Annotated in this window: 12 protein-coding genes; 4 read left to right on the forward strand and 8 right to left on the reverse strand. The window is 61.6% G+C overall.

The features are described from left to right. Positions 1 to 220: 220 nt before the first annotated feature. A complete protein-coding gene (locus HUU46_01625; protein ID NUM52319.1) occupies positions 221 to 2,050 on the forward strand; it encodes a tetratricopeptide repeat protein in 1,830 nt (609 codons plus the stop codon). Here HUU46_01625 and HUU46_01630 read toward each other — a convergent pair. Next, entirely contained in the window at positions 2,045 to 2,476 is a 432-nt protein-coding gene (locus tag HUU46_01630; GenBank protein NUM52320.1) for an SET domain-containing protein-lysine N-methyltransferase, read from the reverse strand. The genes HUU46_01625 and HUU46_01630 overlap by 6 nt on opposite strands. 163 nt (positions 2,477 to 2,639) lie before the next feature. On the opposite strand from HUU46_01630, the gene HUU46_01635 reads away from it, so the two are divergent. Continuing rightward, positions 2,640 to 6,140 (forward strand): hydantoinase B/oxoprolinase family protein, encoded by a 3,501-nt coding sequence (locus HUU46_01635; protein NUM52321.1) that lies wholly within the window; start codon positions 2,640 to 2,642, stop codon positions 6,138 to 6,140. A 106-nt stretch (positions 6,141 to 6,246) separates the two neighbouring features. Beyond that, a complete protein-coding gene (locus HUU46_01640; GenBank protein NUM52322.1) occupies positions 6,247 to 7,464 on the forward strand; it encodes an NTP transferase domain-containing protein in 1,218 nt (405 codons plus the stop codon). Positions 7,465 to 7,831: 367 nt separating this feature from the next. Here HUU46_01640 and HUU46_01645 read toward each other — a convergent pair whose 3' ends face one another. From HUU46_01645 to HUU46_01660, 4 genes are all read right to left on the reverse strand, one after another. Then, the gene (locus HUU46_01645; protein ID NUM52323.1) at positions 7,832 to 8,923 is read right to left on the reverse strand and encodes a hypothetical protein; all 1,092 of its coding nucleotides are present in this window, start codon (positions 8,921 to 8,923) and stop codon (positions 7,832 to 7,834) included. 140 nt (positions 8,924 to 9,063) lie between these two features. Next, positions 9,064 to 9,471: a type II toxin-antitoxin system VapC family toxin gene (locus HUU46_01650; GenBank protein ID NUM52324.1), complete on the reverse strand. Its 408-nt coding sequence runs from the start codon at positions 9,469 to 9,471 to the stop codon at positions 9,064 to 9,066. Then, complete coding sequence (locus HUU46_01655) at positions 9,468 to 9,683, reverse strand: hypothetical protein (GenBank protein NUM52325.1); 216 nt, start codon at positions 9,681 to 9,683, stop codon at positions 9,468 to 9,470. The genes HUU46_01650 and HUU46_01655 overlap by 4 nt, the downstream gene beginning before the upstream one ends. A gap of 12 nt (positions 9,684 to 9,695) precedes the next feature. After that, positions 9,696 to 10,400 (reverse strand): PHP domain-containing protein, encoded by a 705-nt coding sequence (locus HUU46_01660; GenBank protein ID NUM52326.1) that lies wholly within the window; start codon positions 10,398 to 10,400, stop codon positions 9,696 to 9,698. A gap of 212 nt (positions 10,401 to 10,612) precedes the next feature. On the opposite strand from HUU46_01660, the gene HUU46_01665 reads away from it, so the two are divergent. After that, complete coding sequence (locus tag HUU46_01665) at positions 10,613 to 11,125, forward strand: hypothetical protein (GenBank protein NUM52327.1); 513 nt, start codon at positions 10,613 to 10,615, stop codon at positions 11,123 to 11,125. 222 nt (positions 11,126 to 11,347) lie between these two features. On the opposite strand, the gene HUU46_01670 is transcribed toward HUU46_01665, so the two are convergent. The 3 genes from HUU46_01670 to HUU46_01680 all read right to left on the reverse strand — a co-directional run bounded on the left by HUU46_01670 (position 11,348) and on the right by HUU46_01680 (position 15,986). Further along, complete coding sequence (locus HUU46_01670) at positions 11,348 to 13,330, reverse strand: beta-lactamase family protein (protein NUM52328.1); 1,983 nt, start codon at positions 13,328 to 13,330, stop codon at positions 11,348 to 11,350. Next, a complete protein-coding gene (locus tag HUU46_01675; protein ID NUM52329.1) occupies positions 13,327 to 13,995 on the reverse strand; it encodes a four helix bundle protein in 669 nt (222 codons plus the stop codon). Before HUU46_01675 ends, HUU46_01670 begins: the two co-directional genes overlap by 4 nt. A 110-nt stretch (positions 13,996 to 14,105) precedes the next feature. Beyond that, positions 14,106 to 15,986 (reverse strand): M28 family peptidase, encoded by a 1,881-nt coding sequence (locus HUU46_01680; GenBank protein ID NUM52330.1) that lies wholly within the window; start codon positions 15,984 to 15,986, stop codon positions 14,106 to 14,108. Positions 15,987 to 16,026 lie beyond the last annotated feature (40 nt).

The raw sequence follows: 16,026 nt of genomic DNA on the forward strand, positions 1-16,026 counted from the left end.
GCCTCGCCCCACCCTAACCAAATACGGCTCGGACGAAGCCTCGCCCCACCCCAACCGAATACGGCTCGGACGAAGCCTTGCCCCACCCCAACCGAACATGGCTCGGACGAAGCCTTGCTCCAACACAACCGAACACGGCTCGGACGAAGCCTCGCCCCACCCCCACACCGCTATTGTGTATGATCGCGCGCGATTCATTCCGAAGGGCACGAACAGAGCCGTGAGCGACACCAAAGCGAATACCATGTTTGCCGAGCGCGCCGGCGCGTACGCGGCGTTGTGCGCGATTACGCTGGTGGCGTTTTGGCCGGTGTTCTCGCTGGATTTCATTCGGCTGGACGATACGCTTTATGTGACGTCCAATCCGGGGGTAAAGCTCGGGCTGACGGCGGAGGGCATCCGGTACGCGGCGACGGCGATTGTCTCCGGCAATTATCATCCGCTGACGGTGCTGTCGCACCAGCTCGATGTGTCGATGTTCGGATTGAATCCGCGCGGGCACCACGCGGTGAACTTGCTGTTCCACGCAGCAAATGTCTGTCTTCTGTTTCGTCTGCTGACTGCGATGACGGGTGCGCCGTGGCGTAGCTTCATCGTCGCGGCGCTGTTTGCCGTGCATCCGCTGCGCGTCGAGTCGGTGGCGTGGGTGTCCGAGCGCAAAGACGTGTTGAGCACGTTCTTCATGTTCCTCGCGATGGGCGCGTACGTGAAGTTTGCGGAGCGAAAACGTGCGTTCACCTATGCGCGGATGCTGGTGTGGTACGCCCTGGCGCTGCTGGCGAAACCGATGCCGGTGACGCTGCCGTTTCTGTTGTTGCTGCTCGACTACTGGCCGCTGCGGCGCGCGGGGAGTGGCGCACGGGTGCGCGATTTCGCGCGCGCGATCCCGAAACTCACGATCGAAAAGCTGCCGCTGTTCGCGTTGAGCGCGGTGTCGTGCGCGGTCACATTTGTCGTGCAGCGCGATTCGGGCGCCGTGCGCGGAATGGAGAGCGTGACGTTCGCGCAGCGCATCGAGAATGTGATCGTTGCATACGTGATGTATCTGCAGCAGCTTTTTGTGCCGGTCGATCTCGCGCCGCACTATCCGATGACGGACTATTCGACTGCACGCGTTGTATTGTGCGGAGTGCTGCTGGCGGCTATCAGCGTCGCGGCGTTTCTGCTGATGCGGACGCGACCCTATTGCTTCACGGGATGGTTCTGGTACGTCGGCACGTTGGTCCCGGTGATCGGGATTGTGCAGGTGGGCAATCAAGCGTATGCGGACCGGTACACGTATGTGACGGTCGTTGGCGTGACGATCGCGATCGTCTGGACCGTGGGCGAGATCGTCGAAGGACGTACGGCGATTCAGCGCGCTTGCATTGCGGTTTGTGCGATCCTGATTTTCGTTCTTGCGGCCGCTACGTATCGGCAAACGCTGTATTGGAAAGACAGCATCGTGCTGTTCACGCGGACGATCGAGGTTTCGCCGCGCAGCAGCATCGCGCACAAGGTATTGGGTCTCGCGCACGCGAAGGGCGGGGACGTCGCCAGCGCCCTGCCGCACTTCCAGCGGGCGATAGAGCTGAACCCACTCGATCGCGACGGCGCGTTTAACCTTGGCACGGCGTTGCTGCTGCTGGATCGCGTCGACGAATCGATTCCGTATCTGAATGCGGCGACGTCGGTCTATGAAAAGCCGGCGGATGCGTACACCAATCTGGGCCGCGCGCTGATGCAGAAAAACCTGTTGCCGGACGCGCGCATGTATTTGTTGAAGGCGCTGGAGATCAATCCGAAGCAGAACGACGCGCTGCTGAACCTCGGCATCATCGAGGGCATGCTGAACAACACGCAGCAATCCGTCGAGACGCTTGCCGACGCGGTGCGGCGCGCACCGGACAACGCGGATGCGCATTACAACTACGGTATCGCGCTCCTCAACGCCGGCCGCACGGAAGACGCTACGCGCGCGTTCGAAGAGGCGCTGCGCCTACGCCCGGATTTTCCCGATGCGGCGGCGGGGCTGGAGCAGGTGCGCGGCGCGAAGCCGCCGGATTCATAGCCGGCCCTTGCAGTTTGGCAGGCCGCAGGCGCAGGCCATTCCGTTGGCGTGGGGGGTTGCGCCATAGTCGATGGTGAGTTCGGTGTTCGCGCGGACGCGGCGGAGCGTGTACATCTCGACGCGCTTGCCGATGATGCGCAGGTAGCAGTTGGGTTTGCAGCAGTGATTGACGTGGCCGAGGTGGCTGCCTCCTGAACAATCGAGCGCGCATCGGTCGTCGATTTCGACGAGGAAGATGCGCCGTTGGCGCCGGACCTTTCTACGTGCTACGCGCAGCGGCAACAGCGGGCCGGTAAGTTCGCCGATCTTCTTCCGCGCGGGAAGATTTGCGAGTGTGAAAACACCAACGCCGTGGATTTCGCTCTTCATGATCGCGAAGGGATAGCGATCCGTTGGAACTATTCGCCCTTGCGAAGTTCTACTCACTGCCACCTACTGTCTTGCTTTCACCGAATGCAGACCGGTTCCGCGACACCGCAGGTCAAATCGATCCGCTGGCCGGGAATCATCGCATAAGCGCCTGATGCAATCGCAACCTCCTTGCACTTACACTGCCGATTAACGGCAACGTACGCGAGTGGTTGAACAAATGGGCCGAGAATTCTGGATCGATCGCGGGGGGACGTTTACGGACGTGTACGTCCCCAGTGCTGTGGGCGGCGATGCGACGTACAAGTACCTGAGCGAGAATCCTGCCGAGTACGCGGACGCGGCGGTGCACGCGATTCGCCGGCACTTCTCGTTGGCGGATGGCGCGCCGATTCCTTCCGGCGCGATTGAAGGGGTGTATATCGGGACGACGCTGGCCACGAATGCGTTGCTCGAGCGCAAGGGCGCGCGGGTTGGTCTATTGATCACGCGCGGGTTTCAGGACCTGCTCGAAATCGGGTACCAGGACCGGCCGAAGCTGTTCGCGCTCGAGATCGTGAAGCCGTCGTCGCTCGCTGCTGTGATTGCGGAGGTGGACGAACGAATCCTGGCGGATGGGACCGTGCGCGTGCCGCTCGACGTGTCGAGTGCGGAGCGGGCGTTGCAGCGGTTTCGTGCCGCGCACATCGAATCGCTGGCGGTCGTGCTGCTGAACAGTCACGCGAATCCGGAGCACGAACTGGCGGTTGAGCGCATCGCCGCGCCGTTCGGATTTCGCAACGTCAGTCTGAGCCATCGCGTTGCGAACGAGATCAAGGCGGTGCCGCGCGGCGACACGACGCTGGTGGATGCGTACCTGACGCCGGTGATTCGCGACTACGCCGCGACGCTGCGTCAGGAACTCGGGCCGGATGTGCGCCTGAAGTTCATGAAGTCCTCGGGCGGGCTGGTGGATGCGGAGCTATTTCGCGGGAAGGACGCGATTCTCTCCGGTCCGGCGGGCGGCGTTGTGGCGTGCCGCGACCTGCTGCAACGGACACGTTTCAAGAAACTGATCGCGTTCGATATGGGCGGGACGTCAACGGACGTATCTCGCATCGACGAACACGCGGTCCTTGCGTACGAGAAGCGCGTGGCGGGCGTGCGCGTGCGCGCGCCGATGTTTCACATCGACACCGTGGCGGCGGGTGGGGGTTCAATTCTGTCGTTTCGCGATGGCCGGTTTACGGTCGGACCGGAGAGCGCGGGCGCGAATCCGGGGCCCGCGTGTTACGGGCGGGGCGGCCCCGCAACGATTACCGACGCCAACGTCGTGCTGGGCCGGGTCCGGTTGTGGTCGATGAAATCGCTTGCGGAAAGCGAAGATGCGGCAATCGCGGCGGCACACAGCGCGATCGAAACTATTGCACGTCAGATTGAACGCGAGGACGGCCGCGTCATGTCCGTCGAGGACGTGGCGATGGGATTCGTGCGCGTGGCGAACGAGAACATGGCGCGGCCCATCAAGGAAATCGCGGCGGCGAACGGAATCGATCCGCGGGAGTACGCCCTCGTGTGTTTTGGGAGCGCGGGCCCGCAGCACGCGTGCGGCGTGGCGGACGCGCTCGGCATCAGGGACGTACTGGTGCCGCGCGACGCGGCGGTGTTCAGCGCGTACGGAATTGGGACCGCAGACATCGAGCACAACCAGGTGGAGCCGGTGCTGTGCGGATTGGATGCGTCGGTCTTTGAGACGTTGGACTCGATTGTCGCAAGGCTTACGGCGTCGGGCGCGGCGCAGGTGCAGGCGCAAGGCGTACCGGCAGAGCGGATTCGGCATCGCGCGGACCTGGAGGTCCGGTACGCGGGAACGGACGCGACGTTGACCGTGGCGTATCCCGCGGGGGAGGTGCGCGCGGAGTTCGAGACGGAATATGCGCGCCTGCATGGCTATACGATGGCGCAGGCGCCAGTGGAGATTGTCACGGTGCGCCTGACGACCATCGGCGATCGCGGACATACGCGTGCGGAACGCGACGCCGTCGTGAATGCGACGGATGACGATGGCGATGTGGCCGCAACGCGCCTGATTGCGCACGCGAATACGACGATTGTGGCGGACCCCGGATGGTCGGTTTCGCTGCGCGAAGACGGCGGTTGCGCGTATTGCCATTTGCATCGCGAGGACCCCGCCGCAGCGGCAAGCGCTGCCGGAACGAATAGCGATCCGGTGCTGCTGGAAATCTTCAACAACGCGTTCGCATCGATAGCCGAGCAAATGGGATCGATGCTCGAGCGCGTGGCGCATTCGGTGAACATCAAGGAACGGCTCGACTTTTCGTGCGCGGTGTTCGATCCGCGCGGCGAACTGGTCGCGAACGCGCACCACATTCCCGTGCACCTCGGCGCGATGGGCGAATCGGTGAAGGCCGTGATTGCGGCACGCGACGCCGATATGCGGCCGGGCGACGTGTACGCGACGAACGACCCATACGCGGGCGGCTCGCACCTGCCCGACGTGACGGTGGTGACGCCTGTGTTCGACGACTCCGGGAAGCGCATTTTCTTCGTTGCGAACCGTGGACATCACGCGGACATCGGGGGGATCGCGCCGGGATCGATGCCGCCGTTTTCCACGACGCTCGATGACGAGGGCGTGGTCATACGAAACGAGTTGCTCGTGCGCGGCGGCGAGTTTCGCGAACGCGAGTTTGGCAGCCTGTTGATATCTGGAAAATACGCTGCGCGCAACATCGACGAGCGTCTTTCCGATCTGCGCGCGCAGATCGCCGCGAACAATCAGGGCGTGCGGTTGTTATGCGAACTGTGCGGCAAGTATTCGCTCGACGTCGTGCACGCGTATATGGGGCATGTTCGCGCGAACGCGGCGGCATGCATGCGCGCGGCGATCGCGTCGCTGCCGGATGGCGTGCACCGATTCGAGGACAGGCTGGATTGTGGCGCGCGGATCGTGTGCTCGATTGCAATTGATGGGGATCGCGCGGTCGTCGATTTTGCCGAAACGGACGCGCAGTTGAACTCCAACCTGAACGCGCCGCCCGCGGTCACGATCGCCGCGGTGCTGTACGTGTTTCGCACGTTGATCGCGAAGGAGATTCCGCTGAACGGCGGATGCCTTGAGCCCATCGAGATTCGTATCCCGGAGGGTTCGCTGCTGAACCCGCAGTATCCGGCCGCGGTCGTGGGGGGAAACGTCGAGACGTCGCAGCGCGTGTGCGACGTGCTGTACGGTGCGCTGGGCGTGCTCGCAGCAGGCCAGGGGACAATGAACAATTTCCTGTTCGGCAACGAGACGTTCGGCTACTACGAGACCATCTGCGGCGGCGCGGGCGCGGGCGATGGGTTTGACGGCGCGAGCGGCGTGCACATTCATATGACCAATACGCGCATCACCGATCCCGAAGTGCTCGAACGGCGTTATCCCGTCGTTGTGCGCGAATTCGGTATCCGGCGCGGGTCCGGCGGCGCGGGCAAATGGCGCGGGGGAGACGGCGCGCGGCGGAGCATCGAGTTCCTCGAACCGATGCAGGTGTCGCTGCTTACCGAACGGCGGAGCACGCAACCGTTCGGGCTGAATGGCGGCGCGCCCGGCGCGCCGGGGCGAAACCTGCTCACCCGGAGTGGCGTGACGACGGAACTGCAGGGCCACGCGACGGTACGCGTCGAGGCGGGAGACATTGTGACCATCGAGACGCCGGGTGGGGGCGGGTATGGCGAGTAGCGTGGCGGCAATGCCATTGAATCGGGGCTAGTTCGATTACGATTACGATTACGATTACGATTACGAGCACGAGCACGAGCACGAGCACGAGCACGAGGGAGACCTAATGCAGGCAGTGATCATGGCGGCGGGGCAGAGTACGCGGACGTATCCGTTGACGCTGACGCGGCCGAAGCCGTTGTTGAAGATTGCGAACAGGACGATACTCGACCATCAGATCGACGCGTTGGCGGGGCTGGTGGACGAGGTGATCCTCGTGGTCTGGTATCGCAAGGACATGATCGAACGACAGTTTGGCGCGAGCCGGAACGGGACCGCGATCAAGTACGTGTACCAGACCGAGCAACTTGGCACGGGACATGCCGTTCTCCAATGCAAGAACGCGGTGCGCGGGCCGTTTATCGCGATGAATGGGGACGATCTCTACGACGCGGGCGACTTGAAGCGGCTGGCGGATATCGAGCAGGGCGCGTTGGCAAAGCACGTAGACGATCCGCGGTTGTACGGGATTTACGAAGTCACTTCCGACGGGTACGCGAAACGGATTGTCGAAAAGCCGGCGGAGGTATTCTCGAATCTGGCCAATGTCGGCGTGTACAAGTTTCAGCCGAACGTGTTCGATCTGCTCGAGACGACGCCGAAATCCGAACGGGGCGAAATCGAGATTACGTCCGCGGTGCAGGCGCTTGCCGATTGCGGGAAGTTTCGCGTGATCGAGATGCTGGGGTACTGGCTGCCGATTGGGTATCCGTGGCATCTGCTTTCGGCAAACGAGTATTGGCTCGAAAACTATCTCGAACACACGATCGAGGGCGAGGTCAGCCCGTACGCGCACGTCAACGGGCGCGTGTACGTCGCGAAGGGCGCGGTGGTGCGCAGCGGCGCGGTCATCGACGGGCCGGTGTATATCGGCGAGGGTGCGAGCGTCGGGCCGAATTGTTTCATTCGCCCGTGTACGACGATCGGGGACCGCTGCAAAGTCGGTCACGCGGTAGAGATCAAGAATTCGATCCTCTTTGATCACGCCCACGTGCCGCACCTCAGCTACGTGGGCGACAGTGTCATCGGCGAACATTCGAACGTCGGCGCGGGGACCATCACCGCGAACTTCCGGCACGACGCGAAACACATCAACGCGATGGTGAAGGGCGCGCGGGTGGACACGGGGCGGCAGAAGTTTGGCGCAATCATCGGGGATCACGTGCACACGGGCATTAATACCTCGATTTACCCGGGCCGGATGCTCTGGCCGAATACGCTGACGTTCCCGGGAGAAGTGATACGGAAAGACGTCACGGAAATCAGGCGAACGCCGCAGGGATAGTGGTGGGGCTTGAAAATGAATCGAATCGGGTTGATGTTGTCATGAGCATTCGCGCAATTTAAGACGTGTCGCAGCCGGTATGCTCTGTAGTTTTCGGTGCACATCGAGTGTACGAATACGATTACGAGCACGATTACGAGCGCGAGCACGAGCACGAAGCACGAAAACGCAGCTATGTAACATATCGATTTGCTTCAGATCACGTCAAGGTTTCGGGAGGGAATCCAGGACCAGTATCTGTCGCAGTTTTTTGAGCGGGAAGGCTCGATTTGATTGAACCTAAGTCGGCTGCGCCGGGTTAGGTAGATGTGGATTCTGTGCAAACGTACCAGAGGGCGCCGTAAACCTGCACCAGCCGGAATGCGCGCTAGCGGCGGAAGCGGAACGGCTTTCTGCGCGGGCGCGGCGACGAGGGGACGATATCGGGAAACAGATCACCCTCCGCGGAATCCGCGAGCATAGGTTCTGCGCCGACGGCGACGGGTTCAATGACGACTGCGCTTGGCGTCGGCGAGGTAATGACCTCGGGCCCGGGAAGATGCTCGGGCACGGCGGCCCAAATGGCCGGCGACTTCTTTTCTTTTCTATTTTTCTCGGTCGGGATGAGCGAGTAGCCGACGATGTCCGCCAAGTCCAGAAGGAATCCCAGCGCGAGGATCAGGTACTCGAGCGGACCGGCAGTGCGGAAGTCAAACAACTTCTGGAACACGGCGAAGAGGGGCGATTCGAGTTTTACGGCAGGAGGCATCGGTGTACCGGCCAGCGCGGCGAAGTCTTTGATTTGCACGCGCAGGTCGTCCTGCAACTTCATCACGTCATCGAGTTTTGTGACGCTTGCCTGAACGAGCACCGCATCGACGTCCTTTTTCTTTTCCTGCGCGGCGAGGATGTTCTGCAGTTCGACTTGGGCGGTTTTTTCGAGGAGGGTCAGTTCGTATTCTTCCTTGCGCGCTTCGGTGCCGTAGCCCGCGGGCTTTTCGCGCAGGCCCTTGATCTCGGATTCGAGTTCGCCTTCCTGGCGCGCGACCTGTTTTTCCAGTTCCTGTTTGCGTTCGTTTAGCTTGGCCTGGGTGGACGTGAGGTAGTCTTCGTAGGCCGTGCGCACTTTACTCTCGGAGTAGTTCAAGAAGAACTGCTGGTCGGCGGTGCGATAGAGGACGTCCATATTGAACGCAATCGAGATCGACGCGACGACCGTCAGGCCGATAATGCCGAAGATGTTGAGCCGCTTGTGACCGTCGATAATCGACAGTTTCAGGGCAAACAGCATCAACCCGATGGCGACGGACAGCGCCAGCGCAAACACGGAGAGATCGTGGACCTGGCCCGGCGCGAAGGTGACGGGGAAGGTCGGCTTCGGGAGGATGGAATCGCGCAGGCTCACGTAGGTCGTCCAGATGGAGACGATGGAGAACAGGACCATCGCGATGTAGATGACGAAGCGGTGGCTGGATTTCATGGGCATCCCTCGGATGTAATTGTGCGCGTCCTCTCCCAGGGGTGTTCCGCCTTCACCCCGCGTCACGCACGCGTATGTTATACACGCGCCGCCGCGAGAGTTCCACGGTGGCCCTACTGTCTAACTACCACGAAGGAAATTCAAGGGACAATCGCCAGCGGTATGAAACCGGCCTGCCGAAAATGCTTGTCGCCGGTCCAAGCCTCGACGATCCCACGCTCGCGCATGACGACGAAGGATATGCAGTCCGTTAGGGACCACTCTTTGTCCTCCATGCGGTCATATAACTCGGCGCCTTTGGCGAAAAGTTCGGAAGTTGTTTGGACGATGGTGCTCCTGGGATTAGACGCGAGTTGTGCCAGCAGGCGCGCGAATGCGGCACGATTCCGGGTGACGGCCAAGCCATCGCCAACTTCAGTAAGTACTGCGGAAGTCGTGACCAAGTCCCTCGTTTCCTTGCGAGAGAACTCGACCGCTGCCGAGTGGGCCGAGTCTTTTGGATTCAGAATAGCGAAAAAGTAGTAGCTATCCGCAAAGACTTCCATCATTTCCTGGGAGCGCCATGAAGATAGTGATCATGATTGGCCGCCATGTCATCGGGGAGGTCGTCGACCGACCCAATTACATCCTTCAGCCGCTCCACCCACGTATCGTTCTCGGACGTGGACGTTACTTCGACGGCCACTTCGGTGCCTTCCGGAAGGCATTGCCGATCGTCCAACACGATCACGCCGTTACGCACGTGTCCTCTGTAAGTCATTGCCTCCCCCTCTTACGGATTCAACGATTGCAGTGTCGGTTGGATGTAGAGCGCCATCATGTCCGCTTCGGAAAGCTCGGCGAGCGTGGCGGCTTTCTGGCCGGGGACGATGAGTTCGGCCGATTCGCGCGATCGGTTCTCGTAGCGCCGCGCAACGACGATGTGCCGGAATTCCTGCGGTGTGGCGAATGGCTCGAGGGTTTCGACCCAATGCCGGTTCAGGTAGTTCAGCCCTTCCGCTTCCGACGCGTACAACTCGGCCATGCGGTGGGAGGCTCCGTATTCGTGCAGGCCCTTGGTGCGCGCGGGGTCGGGCTGGCGGCAGGTGACGGTCTCGACCGCGTCCGCGAGTGCGCAAAATTTCGGTAGTTTGCCGGATCGTTCGCCCGCCTGCGCGATGACGGTTAGGTAACCGTCGGCGCAGGCCTGTGCGAACACCTCGCTGGGCGTCGTAAGCGATTCGTACACCGGGTTGTCCGCGCCCAGGACCAGAATATCCATCCCTTCGGGTAGGGCGATCTCGATTCCGGGCAGGATGCGCAGGCGGTCGCACATTTCGTTCATGGCGGCCAGTTCGCGGCTGGACCAGACCTTTCCCCGGTCGGTGAGGAATACGGCATCGTAGCCAGCGGCCTCTGCCATCTGGATGAGTTCCTTCGGGGCAATCTTGGAGCCAGGCGAGTAGCGCTCCGTTCGGCAGTGAATGTCTACCTTCATGGGCCCTTCACTTCTAGCGGCGGCGGGCCGGCGCGGCACGAGCGGTTCGCGCGCGGCCTTGCAACGCACAGCAAGTATAGCACACCTTGCGCGGCGCGTTTTTGAAGTGGATAGATTCGTGCGTGTATGCTATTGAGATAGGGCTGCGCACGTTGCTGTGCGCCATGACGCAAAATCTGTGGGAATTCGCCCGCGGGAAGGAGAATGGAATTATGTTGAAGTTCGCTCGGCTTGCGATGGTCCCGTTTTTGGTGGTGATGGCTGTTGCGCTCATCGCGGGTTGCGGTGGCGGCGACGCGGCCAAACCGGCGGACAGCGCCCCGGCGGCGGATGCGGCGAAACCCGCCGACGCGCCGAAGCCGGCGGACGAAGCGAAGCCCGCCGACGCGGCCCCCGCCCCGTCCGACGCCGCGCCATCAGACGCGACGATGGAAGAGAAGAAGCCTGAAGACGCCGCGCCTGCGTCGACGCCGGCCGACCCGGCAGCCGCGCCGGCCGCGGGCGTTGCGCTTGACGCGACGACGATAATCGGCACGAAGTGGAGCGCGGCGGGTTATGTGCTCGCGTTCCAAGAGGGCGGCGTCGTGAAAATCAACGACGACACGGAAGGCACGTGGAAGATCGATAGCAACAAGCTTTCGATCGACGCGGGCGGTACGGTGTACGAAGCAACGATCGAGGGCGACAAGATCATGTACGAAGGCGCGCCGCTCGAGAAGCTGTAGGATTCGATCACATTGAATTTCGCGTGGTCCCCGTCAGATTCGGGGGCCACGCTCTTTTTTTGGGGCGTGCGATTTCGGAGTAATGGGAACGGAGACCATTCGCGCGTCACAAATCGAACCGGACCTGGGCGATCGGATCGCGCAAACACAACGGAGGTCAGCCGCAAATCTGACATTTCAAATTAGAGACTTGAAATTCGATAGCCCGCGCGCCGTCCATTACTACCAATTGAATCCGAGCAGGTTCCAGTACAGGAAGAACGGAACGAGGCCCGCGCATGCAACAGCGACCAAGGTGTAGTGCAGCCGCACCCAACCGGACCAGTAGCCGCGCCACCAGATAGCAAGGACGTTGACCGCAAGCAGCGCCGCGCCAAGTGACAGCACGGGCGGCAAGAACAGCAGGTAGATGATGCGTTCGGGCATGCCGTAGGTGAATTCCCATTGGTCGAGCGTTAATAGCGTCTGGCCGAGCACGACGAGCAGGAACAGGGCGAGCGCGGCGAGCGCCCACGCGGTGACGCGGTAGCACGCCGGGGCGCGCCGCGCGGCATTCGTCCTGCGCCGGCGCCATATGTACGCGGCCGGCCAGCACACCACCGCGGACGCGGAAATCAGCAGCATTGCACCGATGAAGAGGTATTGCCAGCGCTGTTCTTCGTACCACTCCAATCGTTCGAGCGCGCCTTCGCCGGTCAGCAGGTGGGTCGCGTTCCCGTCATTGCCCAGCCGAAATACCGCGGCATTGCCGGTGCGCACGTCGGTGATGACGTCCGGATGGGTGGCCGCGTATCGCTTTGGATCGCCGCTCGAGCCGGCAACCGACACGTTGCCCTTGTCATCCACGGTCACACGCGTCTGCGCGACCAAAGTCTGCAGTTTTTCGATCGAGTGACGCGCGAACCGGTTGCTGCGGTACGACCCGGCACATCGGTCCTTGATGCGCTGGGCCAAGTCCAGATCCGCCGCCGGGTCCGTTTTGTCAGGCTCGGCGAAATAGCGGTCCATGAACTGGCCGACAATCGCGCCGCGCAGCGCATCATCGTCCACGTTGCACGACGTAAATATGCCGACGCCGTCGTCCGGCAACAGAAAAATTCGGCTCGCAAAACCGTTCAGGTCGCCGCCGTGTTCGAGGAAGCGGTGGCCGTTGCGCGTGCCTCTAAAGAATCCGACGGCCATCCACGCGTTGAGTCGCGGGTCTTGCGAGTACTGTTCGGAGTGCATTTCGTCGATTGAGTTTTCCTGCAAGATGCGGACGAGATCGATCTGTCCCTTCTGCAAATGCATGATCATGAAGCGTGCCATATCCGCGCCGCTGCTGAGCATGCCGCCCGCAGGCGGGATGCAGATGTGATCGAACGGCACCGGTTTCAACTGTCCGCCGGGCACCTGATATCCCTGCGCGATGTTCGGAGCGATGGTATCGTTCCACTCCATGCTCGAATGGGTCATGCCTGCCGGGATGTAGATGTGATCGCGCACGTAGGCGTTGTACGGTTCGCCCGACGCGAGTTCGACGAGATAGCCCGCGAGCGCGACACCGTGATTCGAGTAGCTTATGGTCGATCGCGGTTCCATGACTTGCGGCGGCATGCGCGCGGCGAGGTACGCGCCGAGCGCGGGCACGTCGGAAATCGCCAGCCGCGACATCCCAATGGCGCGTTCGTCGAACCCCGCGGTATGGTTGATGAGGTCAAGCAGCCGGACCTTCGTGGGGTAATGCTCGGCGATGCGCAGCGGTGCGTTGTACCGCTCCAGCAGCGCGTTTACCTCGTCGTTCAGATCAAACTTGCCCTGTTCGACCAACTGCATTACCGCTGTCGCATTGACGGTCTTCGTGACCGACGCGATTCGAAACAGCGTGCTGTCCGGCGAAACCGGCGCTTTCGTCTCCGCGTTCGCGTAGCCGTATCCCTTGTTCATCAGCACGCGCCCGTCTTTCACAACGGCCACCACCGCACCTGGAATCCGGCGCTGGTACATGACCGTGTTTACGACGCCGTCCATGAAGATTTCGAGACGCTCGGCGTCGTCGAGCGCGGGCCCGTGCGGGCCTTCGTGGGCGGAAGCGGAGGCGGTGGCCAAGAGAAGCAGGGCAAAACAAAACGAAGCGGATTGAAGAATGGGAGCAATGTGAGCTATGGGAGCAATAGGAAGCCGGGTATGCGCATCCGGCGCACTTGCTGGAACCGAATCTCTCATTCCTCGACCTCCTTATCAGGATTCGTACTTCGGTTATACCTCGCCTTAAGCCGCTCACGGGTCATGTGCTCGCGAAAACCGCCTTCCTCGAGGAACGATCGCCCGAGGCTGGCCAACTGCCGATCAAGAAGGTATGTGGCCTGAAAGATTAGGCAAATTGCGACATTGGCCACAATGTCTGCGTTGCGTGTTTCCACAATTTCGCGGAAATCCTCGTAGCTCAGCGGTGACTTCATTCCCATCTTCCGGGCATGCTGCGCTTTGCGGCTGTCTTTCTCCCAAATCTCGTGACCACGAACGCGCAAGAAGTCGCGGTAATCAAGAAGTAATTCCTCGAAGCTTGCGCGGGCAACATTGGTCAGTCTGATTTCGGTCTCGCGCGAAGTTGTTCCAGCTTTGCTTCCTTCGACAATGTTCTGTTTGGCCGAGCGTGCGGCCTGTACCATCTGGCCAATCGTTCTGTCGGGAAATCTCAGGAACCGTTCGCAGAAGTGGTACGTGATGTCAAAGATGACTTCCGCCTTTCGGTACGTGATCAGCTTCCGATAGTTGCCACGCTTCGGAAGCAGCCGTTGCGTGTCACGCGATGCACGGGAGTAATTAGGACCACCTGCCGGATCCGAGTTGTGAGAGCAGTCAGACGCGGAACTACCGCGACTGGGCATGACGCAACCAGCAGCGGCGTGACCGTCAGTCTCGTGCGGACGTTTCCGCCCCGTCATTAGGCTTGTCCCATAGCTCTCATGGCTCCCATTGCTCCCACTCTTTTTCCCGGCTACTCCCGTGGCGCCGGCGTGATCCTCAGTTCGATTCGTTGGCCTTCGCGCGTTACGGCGATGGTCACGGATTCGCCGATTTTCAGCGCTTCGATCGCATAGGTGTAGTCGTAAATGTTCTCGACTTTCATCCCGCCGAGTTCGACGATGATATCGCCGCCCCTGACCCCCGCCGCGGCGGCAGGCCCGCCTTCTCGAACGCCGGCAAGCAGCACGCCCAATACGCCGCTCTGACCGTAGTCGGGAATGGTACCGAGCGTCGCGCGCAGCCCTGTGTTCGTGCCGCTACCCTGCGGTTTTGCCTGGCCGATGTAGTCCGGCGGCTCCGCGCGGTTCGCGAGCGACCGGGTGATGTTCGCCATAAGCTGCGCCACGCTCGCCGCGCCTTCGCAATTCACCTTCTCGGCGGTGTCGCGCGGCGTGTGGTAATCCTCGTGGGCGCCGGTGAACGCGTTGATGAACGGAACGCCCTTCACGAAGAACGACGTCGCATCGGTCGGCAGGTAGCTGTCGTCCTGCGTCGAGACGGAAACGATGCCACCTTTGTTTGCGGCTTCGATCTCGTCGTTCCAGATTGAACTCGACCCGATGCCGCCGATTACGACACTGTCCCGCAACCGCCCGATCATGTCCATGTTCACGTACGCGCGGATCGCGGGCGATATCGTGTCGGCGTTTAACTGTTCCGCAAATTCCCGCGTGTAGTGGGCCGATCCGAGCAGGCCCAGTTCCTCGCCCGACCACGCGGCGAACAAGATGCTGTGGCTCGGCCGTTCGGCGATATCGGTACTGACAAACCACTGCGCGATCTCGAGTACGCCCGCGACGCCCGACGCATTGTCGTCTCCGCCGTAATGAATCCGTTCGCGCTCGTCGTCCCGCGCGAGCGATCCGGTCGATGCATCGGGTCCAAGGTGATCGATGTGCGCGCCGACGACGACCATGGATTCGGTCTTGCCCGAGGGCGGATCGAGACGTCCCAGCACGTTTCGCCCCGTGCGTCTTTCCTGTTGAATGGCTACGTTCGCGGTGAGCATTGCGTCCGGAATGGGAAATCCCATAACGGGATCGCCGGTATCCAACGCGTCCTGCAATTCTTTCAGTGACTTGCCCGCACGTTTCAGAAGTGCGTCCGCAACCGTATCGGTAACGCTGATCGCGGCGATGCTCGATCCGGAGAACGACGCGTCGAAATTCAGCGCGACCAGTGGCTGCGAGACCTTCGAGTTGGGGCCGCTCACGACGAGCAACCCCTTTGCGCCGCGATCACGCGCGAGCATGGCTTTGTAGCGCAGCCCGGCGTACCGGTTGAAGTGTTGCCTGCGCGGCGCGGGGACGCTTTCCGGAATGAAACGGAGGACGAGCACCCATTTGTCCTGCACGTCCAGATGCACGTACGAATCGTACTCGGCCTGTTCTTCGTGCGTGGGGGCGACGATGCCGTAGCCGGCGAAGACAACGCCCGCCTCCGTCGCGCCCGGCTTCGAGAAGGCGAGCGGGCGCCAGTCGGTATCCACGGCAAAAGTGGACTGCGCTTTCCCGGCGCTAAGCGTTAGCGCATTGCCCTCGCCCAACGACACGCCGGCGGTGAACTCGAACGAATCGAAGTAGTCGCCGTTATCGCCGGCTGGTTTCAGGCCGAGGGTTTTGAACACATCGGCAACGTAGCTGGTCGCGAGCTTTTCGCCCTCGGTCCCTGTAAGCCGGCCCTGCAATTCCTCGGATGCGAGGTAGTACACGTGCCGCCGAATGTCCTCCGCGTGAATCTGTGGGAGCATGGTGCGCACGTTCGGCGGCGCGTCCGCCAGCACGCGAAGGCAACCAAGCACTGCCGCCAGCACGAGTGTGCGCGTTACGCCGGACGCCAGGGTAGCCTGCACGGAAATTAAACTCCTCCCATTGCGTGTGGATGGACCGTTG

This window comes from Candidatus Hydrogenedentota bacterium, from assembly GCA_013359265.1.
Classification (GTDB): Bacteria; Hydrogenedentota; Hydrogenedentia; order Hydrogenedentales; family SLHB01; genus JABWCD01.